General features: G+C 72.2%; 16 protein-coding genes and 1 riboswitch. Of the genes, 5 read left to right on the forward strand and 11 right to left on the reverse strand.

All coding sequences use genetic code 11. The features are described 5' to 3' along the window. Nucleotides 1–99: 99 nt before the first annotated feature. Complete coding sequence (locus tag ABD973_RS12070) at nt 100–636, forward strand: MarR family winged helix-turn-helix transcriptional regulator (protein WP_345500096.1); 537 nt, start codon at nt 100–102, stop codon at nt 634–636. Between the two features lie 67 nt (nt 637–703). Here ABD973_RS12070 and ABD973_RS12075 read toward each other — a convergent pair whose 3' ends face one another. Continuing rightward, the gene (locus ABD973_RS12075; RefSeq protein ID WP_345500097.1) at nt 704–2,014 is read right to left on the reverse strand and encodes a metallophosphoesterase; all 1,311 of its coding nucleotides are present in this window, start codon (nt 2,012–2,014) and stop codon (nt 704–706) included. Further along, nucleotides 2,011–2,253 (reverse strand): SCO4848 family membrane protein, encoded by a 243-nt coding sequence (locus tag ABD973_RS12080; protein ID WP_125604324.1) that lies wholly within the window; start codon nt 2,251–2,253, stop codon nt 2,011–2,013. The genes ABD973_RS12075 and ABD973_RS12080 overlap by 4 nt, the downstream gene beginning before the upstream one ends. A 121-nt stretch (nt 2,254–2,374) precedes the next feature. Between ABD973_RS12080 and ABD973_RS12085 the strand changes: the two genes are divergently transcribed. Continuing rightward, nucleotides 2,375–3,646 carry a D-alanyl-D-alanine carboxypeptidase family protein gene (locus ABD973_RS12085; protein WP_345500098.1) on the forward strand — a complete coding sequence of 424 codons (1,272 nt, stop codon included), beginning with the start codon at nt 2,375–2,377 and terminating at the stop codon, nt 3,644–3,646. Here ABD973_RS12085 and ABD973_RS12090 read toward each other — a convergent pair. The 4 genes from ABD973_RS12090 to ABD973_RS12105 all read right to left on the reverse strand — a co-directional run bounded on the left by ABD973_RS12090 (nt 3,643) and on the right by ABD973_RS12105 (nt 8,001). Next, a complete protein-coding gene (locus ABD973_RS12090; protein WP_345500099.1) occupies nt 3,643–4,533 on the reverse strand; it encodes a YihY/virulence factor BrkB family protein in 891 nt (296 codons plus the stop codon). The two genes, ABD973_RS12085 and ABD973_RS12090, sit on opposite strands and share 4 nt — an antisense overlap. Nucleotides 4,534–4,706: 173 nt before the next feature. Then, the gene (locus ABD973_RS12095) at nt 4,707–5,291 is read right to left on the reverse strand and encodes a 2'-5' RNA ligase family protein (RefSeq protein WP_125822186.1); all 585 of its coding nucleotides are present in this window, start codon (nt 5,289–5,291) and stop codon (nt 4,707–4,709) included. An 83-nt stretch (nt 5,292–5,374) separates the two neighbouring features. Continuing rightward, entirely contained in the window at nt 5,375–6,388 is a 1,014-nt protein-coding gene (gene trpS, locus ABD973_RS12100; protein WP_125604332.1) for a tryptophan--tRNA ligase, read from the reverse strand. Nucleotides 6,389–6,735: 347 nt separating this feature from the next. Continuing rightward, entirely contained in the window at nt 6,736–8,001 is a 1,266-nt protein-coding gene (locus ABD973_RS12105) for a serine hydroxymethyltransferase (RefSeq protein WP_345500100.1), read from the reverse strand. A gap of 35 nt (nt 8,002–8,036) precedes the next feature. Further along, nucleotides 8,037–8,127, reverse strand: a riboswitch (ZMP/ZTP riboswitch). Nucleotides 8,128–8,244: 117 nt separating this feature from the next. Between ABD973_RS12105 and rocD the strand changes: the two genes are divergently transcribed. Then, the gene (rocD, locus tag ABD973_RS12110) at nt 8,245–9,450 is read left to right on the forward strand and encodes an ornithine--oxo-acid transaminase (RefSeq protein ID WP_125822184.1); all 1,206 of its coding nucleotides are present in this window, start codon (nt 8,245–8,247) and stop codon (nt 9,448–9,450) included. Nucleotides 9,451–9,595: 145 nt separating this feature from the next. Beyond that, nucleotides 9,596–10,183 carry a hypothetical protein gene (locus ABD973_RS12115; protein WP_125822183.1) on the forward strand — a complete coding sequence of 196 codons (588 nt, stop codon included), beginning with the start codon at nt 9,596–9,598 and terminating at the stop codon, nt 10,181–10,183. Between the two features lie 6 nt (nt 10,184–10,189). On the opposite strand, the gene ABD973_RS12120 is transcribed toward ABD973_RS12115, so the two are convergent. Together ABD973_RS12120 and ABD973_RS12125 are read right to left on the reverse strand one after the other, a co-directional pair. After that, nucleotides 10,190–11,386 carry a glutathionylspermidine synthase family protein gene (locus ABD973_RS12120; protein WP_125822182.1) on the reverse strand — a complete coding sequence of 399 codons (1,197 nt, stop codon included), beginning with the start codon at nt 11,384–11,386 and terminating at the stop codon, nt 10,190–10,192. A 6-nt stretch (nt 11,387–11,392) separates the two neighbouring features. Further along, a complete protein-coding gene (locus ABD973_RS12125; protein ID WP_042801603.1) occupies nt 11,393–11,695 on the reverse strand; it encodes a hypothetical protein in 303 nt (100 codons plus the stop codon). Nucleotides 11,696–11,793: 98 nt separating this feature from the next. Between ABD973_RS12125 and ABD973_RS12130 the strand changes: the two genes are divergently transcribed. After that, nucleotides 11,794–12,609 (forward strand): DMT family protein, encoded by an 816-nt coding sequence (locus tag ABD973_RS12130; RefSeq protein WP_345504567.1) that lies wholly within the window; start codon nt 11,794–11,796, stop codon nt 12,607–12,609. Here ABD973_RS12130 and ABD973_RS12135 read toward each other — a convergent pair. From ABD973_RS12135 to ABD973_RS12145, 3 genes are read right to left on the reverse strand one after another with little or no spacing between them, the layout of a single operon-like run. Then, the gene (locus ABD973_RS12135) at nt 12,596–12,778 is read right to left on the reverse strand and encodes a DUF397 domain-containing protein (protein WP_125822181.1); all 183 of its coding nucleotides are present in this window, start codon (nt 12,776–12,778) and stop codon (nt 12,596–12,598) included. The genes ABD973_RS12130 and ABD973_RS12135 overlap by 14 nt on opposite strands. Further along, nucleotides 12,775–12,966 (reverse strand): DUF397 domain-containing protein, encoded by a 192-nt coding sequence (locus ABD973_RS12140; protein ID WP_125822180.1) that lies wholly within the window; start codon nt 12,964–12,966, stop codon nt 12,775–12,777. Before ABD973_RS12140 ends, ABD973_RS12135 begins: the two co-directional genes overlap by 4 nt. After that, complete coding sequence (locus ABD973_RS12145; protein WP_125822179.1) at nt 12,963–13,790, reverse strand: helix-turn-helix domain-containing protein; 828 nt, start codon at nt 13,788–13,790, stop codon at nt 12,963–12,965. Before ABD973_RS12145 ends, ABD973_RS12140 begins: the two co-directional genes overlap by 4 nt. Nucleotides 13,791–13,840 lie beyond the last annotated feature (50 nt).

Consider the following 13,840-nt stretch of genomic DNA (forward strand, 5'->3'; position numbering starts at 1 on the left):
CTCCCCTTCACATCTCAACCTTGACAATCTCAACGTTGAGATAAAAACAGAGAGACTGCCTCAACGTCAAGTGTCTTAACGTTGAGCTATTCTTGGGGCATGGAAAAGGACGGCAACGACCAGGACATGGTGGCCTCGCTCGTCGGCCAGTGGCAGAAGGAGCGCCCCGACCTCACGGAGGCGCTGTGGCCCGTCGAGGTGCTGGCCCGGATCCAGCGCGTGAACCGGCTCATCGACAAGTACCTCAAGGCCTTCACCGCCGAACACGGCCTGGAAGTGGGCGAGTTCGACGTACTGTCCACCCTGCGCCGGTCGGGTCCGCCGTACGCGCTGACCGCCGGCGCGCTGATCCCCGCCGCCATGGTGACCTCGGGCGCGATCACCAACCGGATCGACCGGCTGGAGGCCAAGGGCCTGGTCGAGCGGGTCCGCGACGGGGCCGACCGCCGCTCGGTGCGCATCCGGCTCACCGACGCGGGCCGCACCCTGATCGACACGGTCATCGAGGCGCACCTGCGGCACTACGCGAGCCTGCTGGCCCCCCTGGACCGCGACACCTGCGAAGCGCTGGCCGGCTCCCTGGGCGCCCTGCTGCTGGCGCACGGGGACACCCTCGCGCCACCCGCAGCCGGTTGAGCCCATCCCGAGGGCGCCGGGCCCCCGCCCCCGTCGGAGCGCGGTCGGGAGCCCGGTCGGCGACGGGTCAGGCCTGGTACGAGGCGAGTTCGACGACGGTGATGTCGGAGGGCGCCCCGACCCGGACGGGCGGCCCCCACGCACCCGCCCCGCGGGACACGTACAGCTGGGTGTCGCCGTAGCGCTCCAGGCCCGCGACGGTCGGGTTCGCCAGCTCGGCGAGGTACTCGCCGGGCCACAGCTGGCCGCCGTGGGTGTGCCCGGAGAGCTGGAGGTCCACCCCGTGGCGGACGGCCTCGTCGATCACGATCGGCTGGTGGGCGAGGAGCACGGAGGCCCGGGCGCGGTCGCGGTCGCCGAGGGCCGCCCGGAAGTCGGGCCCCTTGCCCTCCTTCTCCCCCTGGACGTCGTTGACCCCGGCGAGGTCGAAGTGGGGCAGCTCGCGGCGGGCGTTCTCCAGGGGGGTGAGGCCGAGTTCGCGGACGTGGTCCACCCACTGCTGGGCGCCGGAGAAGTACTCGTGGTTGCCGGTGACGAAGAAGCTGCCGAGGCGGGCACGGAGCTCGCGCAGCGGCTCGGCGGCGGGCCCGAGGTCGCCGACGTCGCCGTCCACGAGGTCGCCCACGATGGCGATGAGGTCGGGCTGGGTGCGGTTGACGGTGTCGACGATGCGGCGGGTGTGGGCGCGGCCGAGCACCGGGCCGAGGTGGACGTCGCTGACCACGGCGATCCGGAACCCGTGCGCGGCGCGGGGCAGCCGGGCGAGGGGCACCTGCACGCGCTTCACGCGGGGGCCGCGGAGCACGCCGTAGGTCCCGTTGCCGACGACCCCCGCGGCGGCGGCGACCGCCGCCCCACCGAGCACCCGCGCCACGAACACCCGCCGCCCGACCCCGGCGGGGGGCTCGGTGGCGGTGGGTTCCTGCGGGACCGCTCCCCCGCCCGGCCCTTCCCGCACCAGGGACTCCGCCCCGCCCGGCTCCACCGGGGGCCGGGGCTGCGCCCCCGGAGCGGCGGGCTCCAGCTCAAGCCCCTCCGACGGCCGGGGAGCCGGGGGCGCGGGCAGCCTGCGGAGCCACAGGCGGCGGACCGGCTCCGCCACGGCCATCGCCATCGCGAGGTACAGCAGCACGGCCAGCCACATGTACCCCGGCCACGCCACCAGCCGCTCCAGCCAGAACGGCGCGCCCGCCCGGCCCGCCGTCAGAGCGGCCAGCGCGAGCAGCGGCAGGGCGAAGGCCAGCACCGTGCCCGCCCTCCGCGCCGCCCCGCCCGCACGGGTCGTGTCGCGGACCAGCCGGACCCACAGCCACCGGTGGACCAACCCAAGGAGCGCCAGGACCGCGACCACCGCCACAATCACCACAAACACGGTCATCGTGATTCCCGTCGCAGGGCCAGGACACCGCGCAACCCGATCACACCAACGGCGGTCCCCAGGAGGAAAGACGTGACCGCCAGGAGGAGGTGGACCCAGAAGTAGGCCGTGGGCTCACCGTCATCGAATGCCAGACCGCTGGCGTCATTGAAGAGGTTCTTGACGAACGTGGACCAGATCACCCAGGACCAAGCTCCGAACGCTGCGAGGAACCAGGACGCGGTGCGGCTGAGTTTCATGTCCCCAGTATCGGATTCGTCCCCAGGACGGACGCGCCGGGGTGGGCCGTACCGGGGGTGGTTGAGCCCCGTTGGCCGGTCCCGGACGCCAGTCAGTCCATCGGGATGTACGTTCACCTGCGTGTCTGCCAAGAAGACCGCGCTGACGGTCCTTTCCGCCGCGCTGCTGGCTCCAGCCGTGCTCATGGCGTCCGGGAGCGCGTCCGTACACGCCGCGCCCACGCCGCCCCCGGCGGCCGACGGGAAGGGGCAGCCCCCGAAGGCACCGGACGCCCTCGCGCCGCCCCCCTCCATGTCCACCGTCGGCGGCGCCCGCCTCGGCCAGCCCGGGACGCAGGTCAACCCGATGCCCGGCGCGCCCGCCCTGCCCGCCAACCTCAGCGGAAGGTCCTGGATCGTCGCGGACGCCGAGACCGGCGAGGTGCTCGCCGCGCACAACGCCCACTGGCGGCTGCCCCCGGCCTCCACCATGAAGATGCTCTTCGCCGACACGGTCCTGCCGGGCCTCCCCAAGGACCAGGTGCACCACGTCACCGACCAGGACATGGACGGCGTCGGCCCCGGCAGCAGCCTGGTGGGGGTCAAGGAGGACCACGACTACTCCGTCCACGACCTGTGGCTCGGCGTGTTCCTGCGCTCCGGGAACGACGCGGTGCACGTCCTGTCGGCCATGAACGGCGGCATCGACAAGACCGTCAAGGACATGCAGGCCCACGCCGAGGAGCTCCAGGCCCTGGACACCCATGTCGTGTCCCCGGACGGCTACGACGCCCCCGAGCAGGTGTCGAGCGCGTACGACCTCACCCTCATCGCCCGCTCCGGGCTGCAGAAGCAGGACTTCCGCGAGTACTGCGGCACGGCGGAGGCGAAGTTCCCCGGCCGACAGGAGGCGGGCAGGCCGCGCGAGTACTTCGAGATCCAGAACACCAACCGGCTGATGACCGGCGCCGGCGGCATCACCCCGTACAAGGGCATCGCCGGGGTGAAGAACGGCAACACCACCATGGCCGGCTCCACCTTCACCGGCGCCGCCCAGCGGGGCGACAAGAAGCTGCTGGTGACCGTGATGAACCCGGACAACGGCGGGATCAACGAGGTCTACGAGGAGACGGCCGCGCTCTTCGACTGGGGCTTCGCCGCGGCCGGCAAGGTCAAGCCGGTGGGCGAGCTGGTGCCCCCGAAGAGCGCGGACGCCACCCCGCTCGGCTCGCCCGCCACCACGCACGAGAAGGGCGGCCCCGCGGCGGGCGCCGAAGGCTCCGGCGGCGGCGGGCTCGGCACCGCCCTCGGCATCACGGGCGGGGCGCTGGTGCTCCTGGCCGGCGGGGCCTTCGTGGTCAACCGCCGCTGGCCGCACGGCCGCCGCGGCCCGGGGGGCGGCACCGACGCCTAGGCGGCCTGCTGCTCCTGCTTCTCGTCCCGCGGCTCCTCGTCGTCGCGGGTCGCCGTCCAGGCCGCGCAGAAGAGCAGCAGCTTCGCCGTGAAGTTGATCCACAGCAGCAGGGCGATCGGCACGCCGAAGGCCCCGTACATGCTCTTGGCCGCGACCTCCCGCATGTAGCCGCTGAGCAGCAGCTTCAGCAGTTCGAAGCCCGCCGCGCCGATGAGGGCCGCCTGGACCAGGCGGCCGCGCGGCGGCTCGACCCCGGGCAGCAGGGTCAGCAGGTAGAGCAGCAGCAGGAAGGCCGCCACCACGCCGACGCCGAAGGCCGCGCCGCGCAGCAGCGCCCCGCCCGCGCCCTCGCGCGGGATGCCCAGGAGCTCGGCGGACTTGCCGACCGCGCTGGCCCCGACGACCGAGGCGGCGGCCGAGGCGAGGGCCGCGCCGCCGAGGCCGAGGAGGACCAGGCCGTCCTTGCCCTTGCGCAGGACCGGGTTGCCCTCGTCCTCGTCGTCCTTCTCCCAGACGGCGCGCAGGCAGTCGCGCATCGATCCGATCCAGCCGATGCCGGTGAAGAGGAGGAGGGCGCCGGCGACGAGGCCGACGGTGCCGGCGTTGGCGACGAGCCCTTCCAGGTTGAGCTGGTCGGAGATGCCGGGGACCTGTTCGGCGAGGCTCTTCTGGAGCTGGTCCAGCTGTTCCTGGCTGAGCAGGGCGGCGCCGACCGCGGCGGCGACGGTGATCAGCGGGAAGAGCGCGAGGAAGCTGATGAAGGTGATCGCGGCGGCCAGCCGGGTCCAGTGCACGCGGTCGAGGCGCTCGTAGGAACGCCAGGCGTGGGTGCGCATGACGGCGGAGGCCGCCGGGCCGACCACCGGGAGTTTCTTCAGCCAGTCCATGGGGGCCACCGTAAATGAGCTGAGTGAAATAGCAGGGATTGCCGGTTTTGGGCGCTACGGTCGTCGATTGTGACTTTTCGCCCTACGGATCGTCCCCCGACCAGCCCGTTCCATGCGCTGCTCCTGCGGAGTTTCCGCTTCCACGCGCACCGGGCCGCCCAGCGGCTCCTGCGTCAGGGGCGCGGCACGGCCGCGTCGCCCCGTGGAGCGGGCTGCGCGGGAACGCCGACGGCCCCGGTGCCGAAGGGGTACTCGCGCAGCTTGCGCCAGACCCCGTCCGAGCCCTGCTCGTAGAGCGCGAAGCCCTCGCACCGCCAGCCGGCCCGGTAGTCGGCGAGCTCGCCGAAGGCCCGGTCCATCGCCTCCTCGGAGATCCCGTGGGCGACCGTGACGTGCGGGTGGTACGGGAAGGCCAGCTCGCGGGCGAGCGGCCCCTGGGGGTCGCGGACCTCCGCCTGGAGGCGGGTGCAGCCCGGGGCGCCCTCGGCGAGCCGGACGAAGACGACCGGCGAGAGGGGGCGGAAGGTCCCCGTCCCCTCCAGCCGCATCGGGAAGGCCTCGAAGGCCCGCGCGACCTCGGTCAGGTGGGCGCGGATCGCGGGCAGCCGGTCCGTCTCCACCTCGGTGGGCGGTACGAGGGTGATGTGCGTGGGGATGCCGTGCGCGGCGGCGTCCCCGAAGCCGGCGCGCAGCTCCTGGAGCTGGCTGCCGTACGGCTCCGGGACCGCGATCGAAACGCCGAGCGTTACGGTCCCCACGTGTGTCTCCTTGGTGTGTGTACGAGGTGCTGCCGCTCAGTGTGGCGGCAGCACCCCCTTTGCCGCCAGGGGCCCGAAGTCCGTCAGTGCTTGGCGGGCAGGAAACCGAGGTGGTCGTAGGCCTGCGCGAGGGTCTCGGCGGCGACCGCCCGGGCCTTCTCCGCACCCTTGGCCAGCAGGGAGTCCAGGGTCTCCGGGTCGTCCAGGAACTCCTGGGTGCGCTGCCGGAAGGGTGTGACGAAATCGACCATCACGCCGGCGAGGTCGGTCTTGAGCGCACCGTAACCCTTGCCCTCGTACGAGGCCTCCAGGGCGGGGACGGACTCGCCCGTGAGGGTGGACAGGATGGTGAGCAGGTTGCTGACGCCCGGCTTGTTCTCGGTGTCGAACCGGATCACGGTGTCCGTGTCGGTGACCGCGCTCTTGATCTTCTTCTCGGTGACCTTGGGCTCGTCGAGGAGGTTGATCAGACCCTTGGGGGACGACGCGGACTTCGACATCTTGATCGCCGGGTCCTGGAGGTCGTAGATCTTCGCGACCTCCTTGACGATGTGCGCGGCGGGGAGGGTGAAGGTCCGGCCGAAGCGCTGGTTGAAGCGCTCGGCCAGGTCGCGGGTCAGCTCGATGTGCTGGCGCTGGTCCTCGCCGACCGGGACGGCGTTCGCCTGGTAGAGGAGGATGTCGGCGACCTGGAGGATCGGGTACGTGAACAGGCCGACGCTGGCGCTGTTGACCCCGCCCTTGGCGGACTTGTCCTTGAACTGGGTCATCCGGCTGGCCTCGCCGAAGCCGGTGATGCAGTTCATGACCCAGCCGAGCTGCGCGTGCTCCGGGACGTGGCTCTGGATGAAGAGCGTGCACCGCTCGGGGTCCAGGCCGGCCGCGAGGAGCTGCGCGGCGGACAGGCGGGTGTTCGCGCGGAGGTCCTTCGGATCCTGCGGCATGGTGATCGCGTGGAGGTCGACGACCATGTAGAAGGCGTCGTGCGTCTCCTGGAGGGCGACGTACTGGCGGATCGCTCCGAGGTAGTTCCCGAGGTGGAACGAGCCGGAGGTGGGCTGGATGCCGGAGAGCGCGCGAGGACGGTCAGAAGCCATGCCCCCATTCTTCCACCTGCGCGGGCCGCCTCCGTGCGGCGGGCCGGTGCCGTGGGCCTGGGCGATGGGCCGGGTGCGGGTGCGTTGCCGCTGCGCGGGGCCGGTTCCCCTACCCGCCCTTCGCCCGTTCCCCGGGGCTGCGCCCCGGACCCCCTGGGGGCTCCGCCCCCAGACCCCCGCGCCTCAAACGCCGGCGGGGCTGGATTCTCCAGCCCGCGCGACGTTTGAGCGCACCGGGCGCGGAGCCCCGGTGGCCCCGCCCCGCACCCGCCGGACGGACTCCGGCGCAGCGGCGCGAAGCCGGGGAGGCCCGCCAGGGCCGAGCCGTGCGAGCGGCGCGTCAAAGATCAGAGCGGGAGCCCCGGGGCCGGGAAGGCGGCCATGAGGTCCGCGACCTCGGAGCGGATCGCGGCGAGGGCCGGCTCGTCGGCCTTGGCGGCGGCGTCCACCGCGCGGGAGATCCAGTCCGCCACCACCGGCATGTGGGCGACGGTAAGACCCCGCGAGGTCAGCGACGGCGTGCCGATGCGGATGCCCGACGGGTCGAACGGCTTGCGCGGGTCGAACGGCACCGTGTTGTAGTTGACCACGATCCCCGCCCGGTCCAGCGCCTTCGCCGCGACCTTGCCGGGGACGTCCTTGCCGGTGAGGTCGATCAGGATCAGGTGGTTGTCCGTGCCGCCCGAGACCAGGTCGAAGCCCCGCTCCAGCAGCGCCGCGGCCAGCGCCTTCGCGTTGGCCACGACCGCGTGCGCGTACGAGACGAAGGACGGCTGCGCGGCCTCGTGCAGGGCCACCGCGATGCCCGCCGTCGTCTGGTTGTGCGGGCCGCCCTGGAGGCCCGGGAAGACCGCCTTGTCGATGGCCTTCGCGTGCTCCTCCCTGCACATCAGCATCGCGCCGCGCGGGCCGCGCAGGGTCTTGTGGGTGGTCGTGGAGATCACGTCGACGTGGCCCGCCGGGGAGGGGTGGGCTCCGCCCGCGATCAGGCCGGCGATGTGGGCCACGTCCGCGACGAGGACCGAGCCGGCCTCCTCGGCGATGGAGGCGAAGGCCTCGAAGTCGATGGTGCGGGGCAGCGCCGTACCGCCACAGAAGATGATCTTCGGGCGTTCGGCCAGGGCCAGCGCCCGCACCGCGTCGTAGTCGACGAGGCCGGTGTCGGCGCTCACGCCGTACTGGACGCCGCGGAACCAGGAGCCCGTCGCCGAGACGCCCCAGCCGTGCGTCAGGTGCCCGCCCATCGGCAGGGCCATGCCCATCACCGTGTCGCCGGGCTTCGCGAAGGCCAGGTAGACGGCCAGGTTGGCCGGGGAGCCGGAGTACGGCTGGACGTTGGCGTGGTCCACCCCGAACAGGCCCTTGGCCCGCTCGATGGCGAGGGCCTCGACGCGGTCGATGTTCTGCTGGCCCTCGTAGTAGCGGCGGCCCGGGTAGCCCTCGCTGTACTTGTTCTGCAGGACGGTGCCGGAGGCCTCCAGCACGGCCGCGGAGACGTAGTTCTCGCTGGGGATCAGCCGTAGGGTCTCCGCCTGGAGGGTCTCCTCGGCGGACACGAGCGCGGCGAGCTCGGGGTCGGTGGCGAACAGGGCGGGCTGGCGGTGCGCGGTCATCGCGGCTCCTCCGGGGTCGATGTCGAGTCTCGTCCCCGCGAGGCCCAGGCGAGCGGCCCTGTGTGCGGTCGTGCGCGCACGACTCCCCCGGAGTCGGTTCTCCGTGCGCCAGTCGCCGTGCGTACCGAACACCATAGCGGGCGCGGCACCGGGGAGGTTTCCGGTTCCACGATCCGAGCGACGATACAAAGGACGTCACCCACGTCACCCGCGCCACCAGTCAGACGGACGATCGGAGACCCCGTGTCGAGAACTGCTGATGCCATCCGCTCCGCCGACGAGCACAGCGCGCACAACTACCACCCCCTGCCGATCGTCGTCGCGTCGGCGGAGGGGGCGTGGATGACCGACGTGGAGGGCCGCCGCTACCTCGACATGCTCGCCGGGTACTCGGCGCTCAACTTCGGGCACGGCAACCGCAGGCTCATCGACGCCGCCCGCGCCCAGCTGGAGCGGGTCACCCTCACCTCCCGCGCCTTCCACCACGACCGCTTCGCCGACTTCTGCGCCGAACTCGCCGCGCTCTGCGGCAAGGAGATGGTGCTGCCCATGAACACGGGCGCGGAGGCGGTGGAGACGGCGGTCAAGACGGCCCGCAAGTGGGGCTACGAGGTCAAGGGCGTCCCCGACGGCCAGGCCAAGATCGTCGTCGCGGCGAACAACTTCCACGGCCGTACGACGACCATCGTGTCCTTCTCCACCGACCACGAGGCCCGCGACCACTACGGCCCCTACACGCCCGGCTTCGAGATCGTCCCGTACGGCGACCTGACCGCGCTCGACGCCGCCGTCACCGCCAACACCGTGGCCGTGCTGCTGGAGCCGGTGCAGGGCGAGGCCGGGGTGCTCGTCCCGCCGGCCGGATACCTGGCGGGCGTACGGGAACTGACGCGCCGGCGGAACGTGCTCTTCATGGCGGACGAGATCCAGTCGGGCCTGGGCCGCACCGGCCGGACCTTCGCGTGCGAGCACGAGGGCGTGGTGCCCGACGTGTACGTCCTCGGCAAGGCGCTCGGCGGCGGGGTCGTGCCCGTGTCGGCCGTGGTCGCCGACCGGGACGTGCTCGGCGTGTTCCGCCCCGGCGAGCACGGCTCCACCTTCGGCGGGAACCCGCTCGCCTGCGCCGTCGCGCTGGAGGTGATCGCGATGCTGCGTACCGGCGAGTACCAGCAGCGGGCCGCGGAACTCGGCGACCACCTGCACCGGGAGCTGAACCTGCTGGCCGGCGGCAGCGCGGTGACCGCCGTACGCGGACGCGGGCTGTGGGCGGGCGTGGACGTCGACCCGGCGCTCGGGACGGGCCGCGAGGTCTCCGAGAAGCTGATGGGGCTCGGCGTGCTGGTGAAGGACACCCACGGTTCGACGATCCGGATCGCGCCGCCGCTGGTGATCTCCAAGGAGGACCTGGACTGGGGGCTCGACCAGCTGCGGTCGGTCCTGGCCGCGTAGCGGTCCCGGCGGCGGGTGCGGCCGCTCCCCGGCCGTGCCCGCCGCTGCGGTGGACACGCGGAGCGGCCCGTCGGACGATGGAGGGACCCGTACGGGTGCGCGTCCCCGGCTTGCGCCGGGCCGACCCTCCGATGGGAGTCACCCCATGCACCGACGCAACCGACACACCCTGCTGTGCGCCGCACTGGCGTCCGCCGTCGCCCTCGGCGGCGCCGCGGCCCTCGCGACGCCGGCCTCCGCGGCGCCGACGGCGGTCCCCGCCGCCAGCTGCACGGTCACCCCCGACCCGTCGGGGAACTTCGTGGTCATCACCGGCGAGGGGTTCACCGCCCCGCGCAACCTCAACGACGGCGAGAGCACCGAGCCGCTGAACATCGACGCCAACGGCAACTTCCGGGTCCAGCGGTTCCAGAAGAACGTCGACTACACCGTCCTCGCGGTGAACGAGGACCAGAACTTCGTCTTCGTGAACTGCCAGGTCAAGCAGCCCACGTCCCCGACGAGCCCGTCCACCACCGCCCCGTCGCACTCGCGGGAGTACAAGCACGGTTACGCGGACGGGTTCACGGCGGGCACGAAGGCCGCGTCCCGGTCGGACTGCACCGTCCCGCCCCAGCCCGACAAGAGCCGGGACCACTCCAAGTCGTACTGGGAGGGCTGGAAGGCGGGCGCCGAGGCGTCCTACGACCAGCGGTGCGACACCGGCTCCGACGGCGGCCCGGCCGGCCAGTAGAGCGCTTCAGAGGATGACGTGCGGCAGGAAGCGCGCGTACTCGTCCGTGACCGGTCCCGCCGACTCCCGGATGCCCAGCCCCGCTGCCTCCTCCTCGACGACCCACGCCCCGAGCACCACGCGGTTGCCGTCGAAGTCGGGCAGCGGGGCGAGCGCCTGGAAGACGTACGTCTCCCCCTCGGCCGGGACGAACGGCTCGCCGCCCTCGCCCGCCTCGTGCAGGGTGACCCCGGCGCCCTCCCGGCCCAGCAGCGGCTTGGCGGCGTACCCGCAGGTGTCGGCCAGCTCGCGGGGGCCGTCGAGGTAGGCGGGCAGCAGGTTGGGGTGCTCGGGGAAGAGCTCCCACAGGATCGCCAGCAGCGCCTTGTTGGCGAGCAGCATCTTCCACAGCGGCTCGATCCAGGCGGTGGTGCCCGAGCCGCCGCCGTGGTCGTAGGTGCCGAGCACCTGCGGGCCGAACTCGTCGGTGGCCAGCCACTCCCACGGGTAGAGCTTGAAGCAGCTGCGGATGAAGCGGAGCTTCTCGTCCACGAACCGGCCCGAGAGGCCGTCCCAGCCGATCGTCTCCACCGACAGCGCGTGCGTCTCCAGTCCGGCCTGCTCGGCGGTCTCCTGGAGGTAGGCGACCGTCATCAGGTCCTCGCCCAGCTCGTCGGTCTCGGAGTGCGCGAAGTGGACGGGGCCGGGCGGCAGCAGCTCGGCCTGGCGGCGCCAGGCCTCGACGAGCCGCTCGTGGAGGGAGTTCCACTGGTCGGCGCCGGGGAAGCGCTCCTCCATCCAGAACCACTGCGGGCTCGCGGCCTCCACCAGGGAGGTGGGCGTGTCGGCGTTGTACTCCAGCAGCTTGGCGGGCTCGCCGGCCCCGTCGTAGCGCAGGTCGAACCGGCCGTACAGGGAAGGCTGTTCGGCGCGCCGACGCCAGGACTCGGCGATCCGCGCGGCCAGCTTCGCGTCGGTGATGCCGAGGTCCGCGAAGCGGTCGTTGTCGACGATGTGCGCGGCCGCGGCCAGGCACATGGCGTGCAGCTCCTCGACGACCTCCTCCAGAGCCTCGACCTCCGGGAGCGAGAAGGAGTAGTACGCGCTCTCGTCCCAGTAGGGGCGCAGGGAGTCGTCGGGGAAGCGGGTGAGGGGGTAGATCAGCCCCTGCTCCTCGACGGTCTTCTGCCAGTCGGGGCGCGGTTCGATGGTGTGCCGCTTCATGTGCGCTCAGCCGCCGGAGGAGCCGGAGCTGCTGTGGCCGCCGATGCCGCCGCGGGTGACGGCCGACTTGTCGAAGCTGCCGCCGGTCACCTTGCCGCCGCTGACCCTGCCGCCGTAGTAGTACGAGCCGCTGCCGCCGCTCTTGCACTCCTTGGAGTTCAGGTGGTCCAGCGTCTTGCGGGAGGCGCACCGCTTGTCGGGCTCGTCGCTGCTCCCGCACGCCACGAGGGTGGCGGCGAGCAGGCCCATGCCGCCGAGTGCGACCGCGCCGGAGCGCATGCGTCGTCTGGTCGTGTTGCCGGTATCCATGGCCTGCACCCTAGAGCGGGGGTGCGGGGGGATGGAATCCGGCCGCCGTCACACCCTTGTCACGACGGGTGACTTACAGTCTGTTCGTGCTGATTGGGATGGTTTGCGCGCTGGGTGCGGCGGTCTGTTTCGGTACGGCGACCGTGCTCCAGGCCGTGGCGGCCCGGGCCGCGGCGGCGGGCGGGGCTACCGGTACGGGGACGCTGTTCCTGAGGGCCGTGCGGCAGTGGCGGTACCTGGCGGGGCTCGGGCTGGACGCGGTCGGTTTCGTGCTCCAGGTCATCGCGCTGCGGCACGTCCCGATCTACGCGGTGGGGGCCGCGCTGGCCGCGAGCCTGGCGGTGACGGCGGTGGTCGCGGCCCGGCTGCTGCGGGTGCGGCTGTCGCGGCTGGAGTGGGGCGCGGTGGGGGTGGTGTGCGCGGGGCTGCTGATGCTCGGGCTGGCCTCGGGTGAGGAGGGCTCGGGGACGGGGACGCTCGCGCTGGCATGGGGCCTGCTCGCGGTGGCGGGGCTGGTGCTGCTCGTCGGCGCGGCGGCGGGACGGCTGCCGGATCGCTCGCGCGCGCTGGTGCTCGGCCTGGCGGCGGGGACGGGCTTCGGGGTGGTGGAGGTGGCCGTCCGCCTCATCGACACCCTGTCCCTGCGGGAGCTGCGCAACCCGGCGCTGTACGCGCTGCTGCTGGGCGGGGCGGCGGGGTTCCTGCTGCTCACCTCCGCCCTGGAACGCGGCTCCGTCACGGCGGCCACGGCCGGCCTGGTCCTCGGCGAGACGGTCGGACCGGCGCTGGTGGGCGTGGCCTGGCTCGGCGACCGCCCCCGCGAGGGCCTGGCCTGGCTGGCCGTGACGGGCTTCGCGGTTGCGGTGGCCGGCTCCCTGGCGCTGTCGCGGTTCGGCGAGCCTACGGAGTCCTGACCCCGGCCAGGAACGCCGCGAACGCCGCCGCGCGGAAGGTCAGCATCGGGCCGCCGGGGGTCTTGGAGTCCCGGACCGGGACGGTGCCGGGGAGGTTGAGGGCGACCTCGACGCACTGGCCGCCGTTGTTGCTGTAGGAGGACTTGCGCCAGCGCGGGGTCGTCGTCATGGGGCCTTGATGCCCGCGACGAACGCCGCGAACGCCTCCGCCCCGAAGTTCAGCACCGGCCCGCCGGGGGTCTTGGAGTCCCGGACGGGGACGATGCCGGGCAGGTTGACGGCTACCTCGACGCAGTTGCCGCCGTTGTTGCTGTAGGAGGACTTGAACCAACGGGGGGAATCGGACCTGGTCGTCACGGGGTGCCCTTTCGTACCTCATTGATCATGGCCACTGATGCCGCCTGGGACAGGGCTTCGGCCTGAAGTTGATGGTAGGCCGTCAGCATGGGGAGCACCGAGACGGTTTCACGGTCCAAGTGGCCCTGTGACTGGGACTCGGCGTAGGCGACCACCGACCGGTCGGCGAGCGTCAGCAGATTGACCGGGAGGTCGAACGGCCGCCGTTCCCCGATCTCGTAGGGCGCGACCTGGAGCATCGTGTGCGGCCGAGCAGCGAACTCGACCAGGCGCTCCAGTTGTGCACCCATCACCTCCGGGCCGCCGACGGGCCTCCGGATGCAGCTCTCGTCCATCACCACGAACACCATGGGCGGTCGTACGCGCTCCAGCGCCTCCTGCCTCTCAGCGAGGAACGCGACCCGCTCGGCCGCGAACTCTGGCGAGATGGCCCCTCGTTGCACGGCACTGTCCGCCAGGACCCGCGCATACTCCGGCGTCTGCAACAGCCCGGGGATGATCCCGATCTCGAAGAGGCGGAGTTCCACCGCTCGGCCCTCGTAGCCGACGTACTCCGGGAAGCCCTCCAGCAGCGCGCCGTGACGGACTTCGAGCGACAGGCGCTCGAACGTGTCTCCGCCCCCGAGAGCCGCGTCCAGACTGCGCGAAAAGCGCAAGGTCGGAACTTTGCGACCGGTTTCCACGGCCGAGATGTGGGTGCTCGAATACCCCATCCGCTCGCCCAGTTCCTCCTGCAGCCAGCCACGCGCCACCCGCATAGCGCGCAGACGTGCACCGTACGCGGCCTGCGGCGAGCTGTCCGGGTTCAACTCCTTGATGTTCACAGGGCTCCCACCAACCTTTCGTCCTCCCCTGACACGTTGAATGCTTCCCG

The organism is Streptomyces racemochromogenes (assembly GCF_039535215.1).
Classification (GTDB): domain Bacteria; phylum Actinomycetota; class Actinomycetes; order Streptomycetales; family Streptomycetaceae; genus Streptomyces; species Streptomyces racemochromogenes.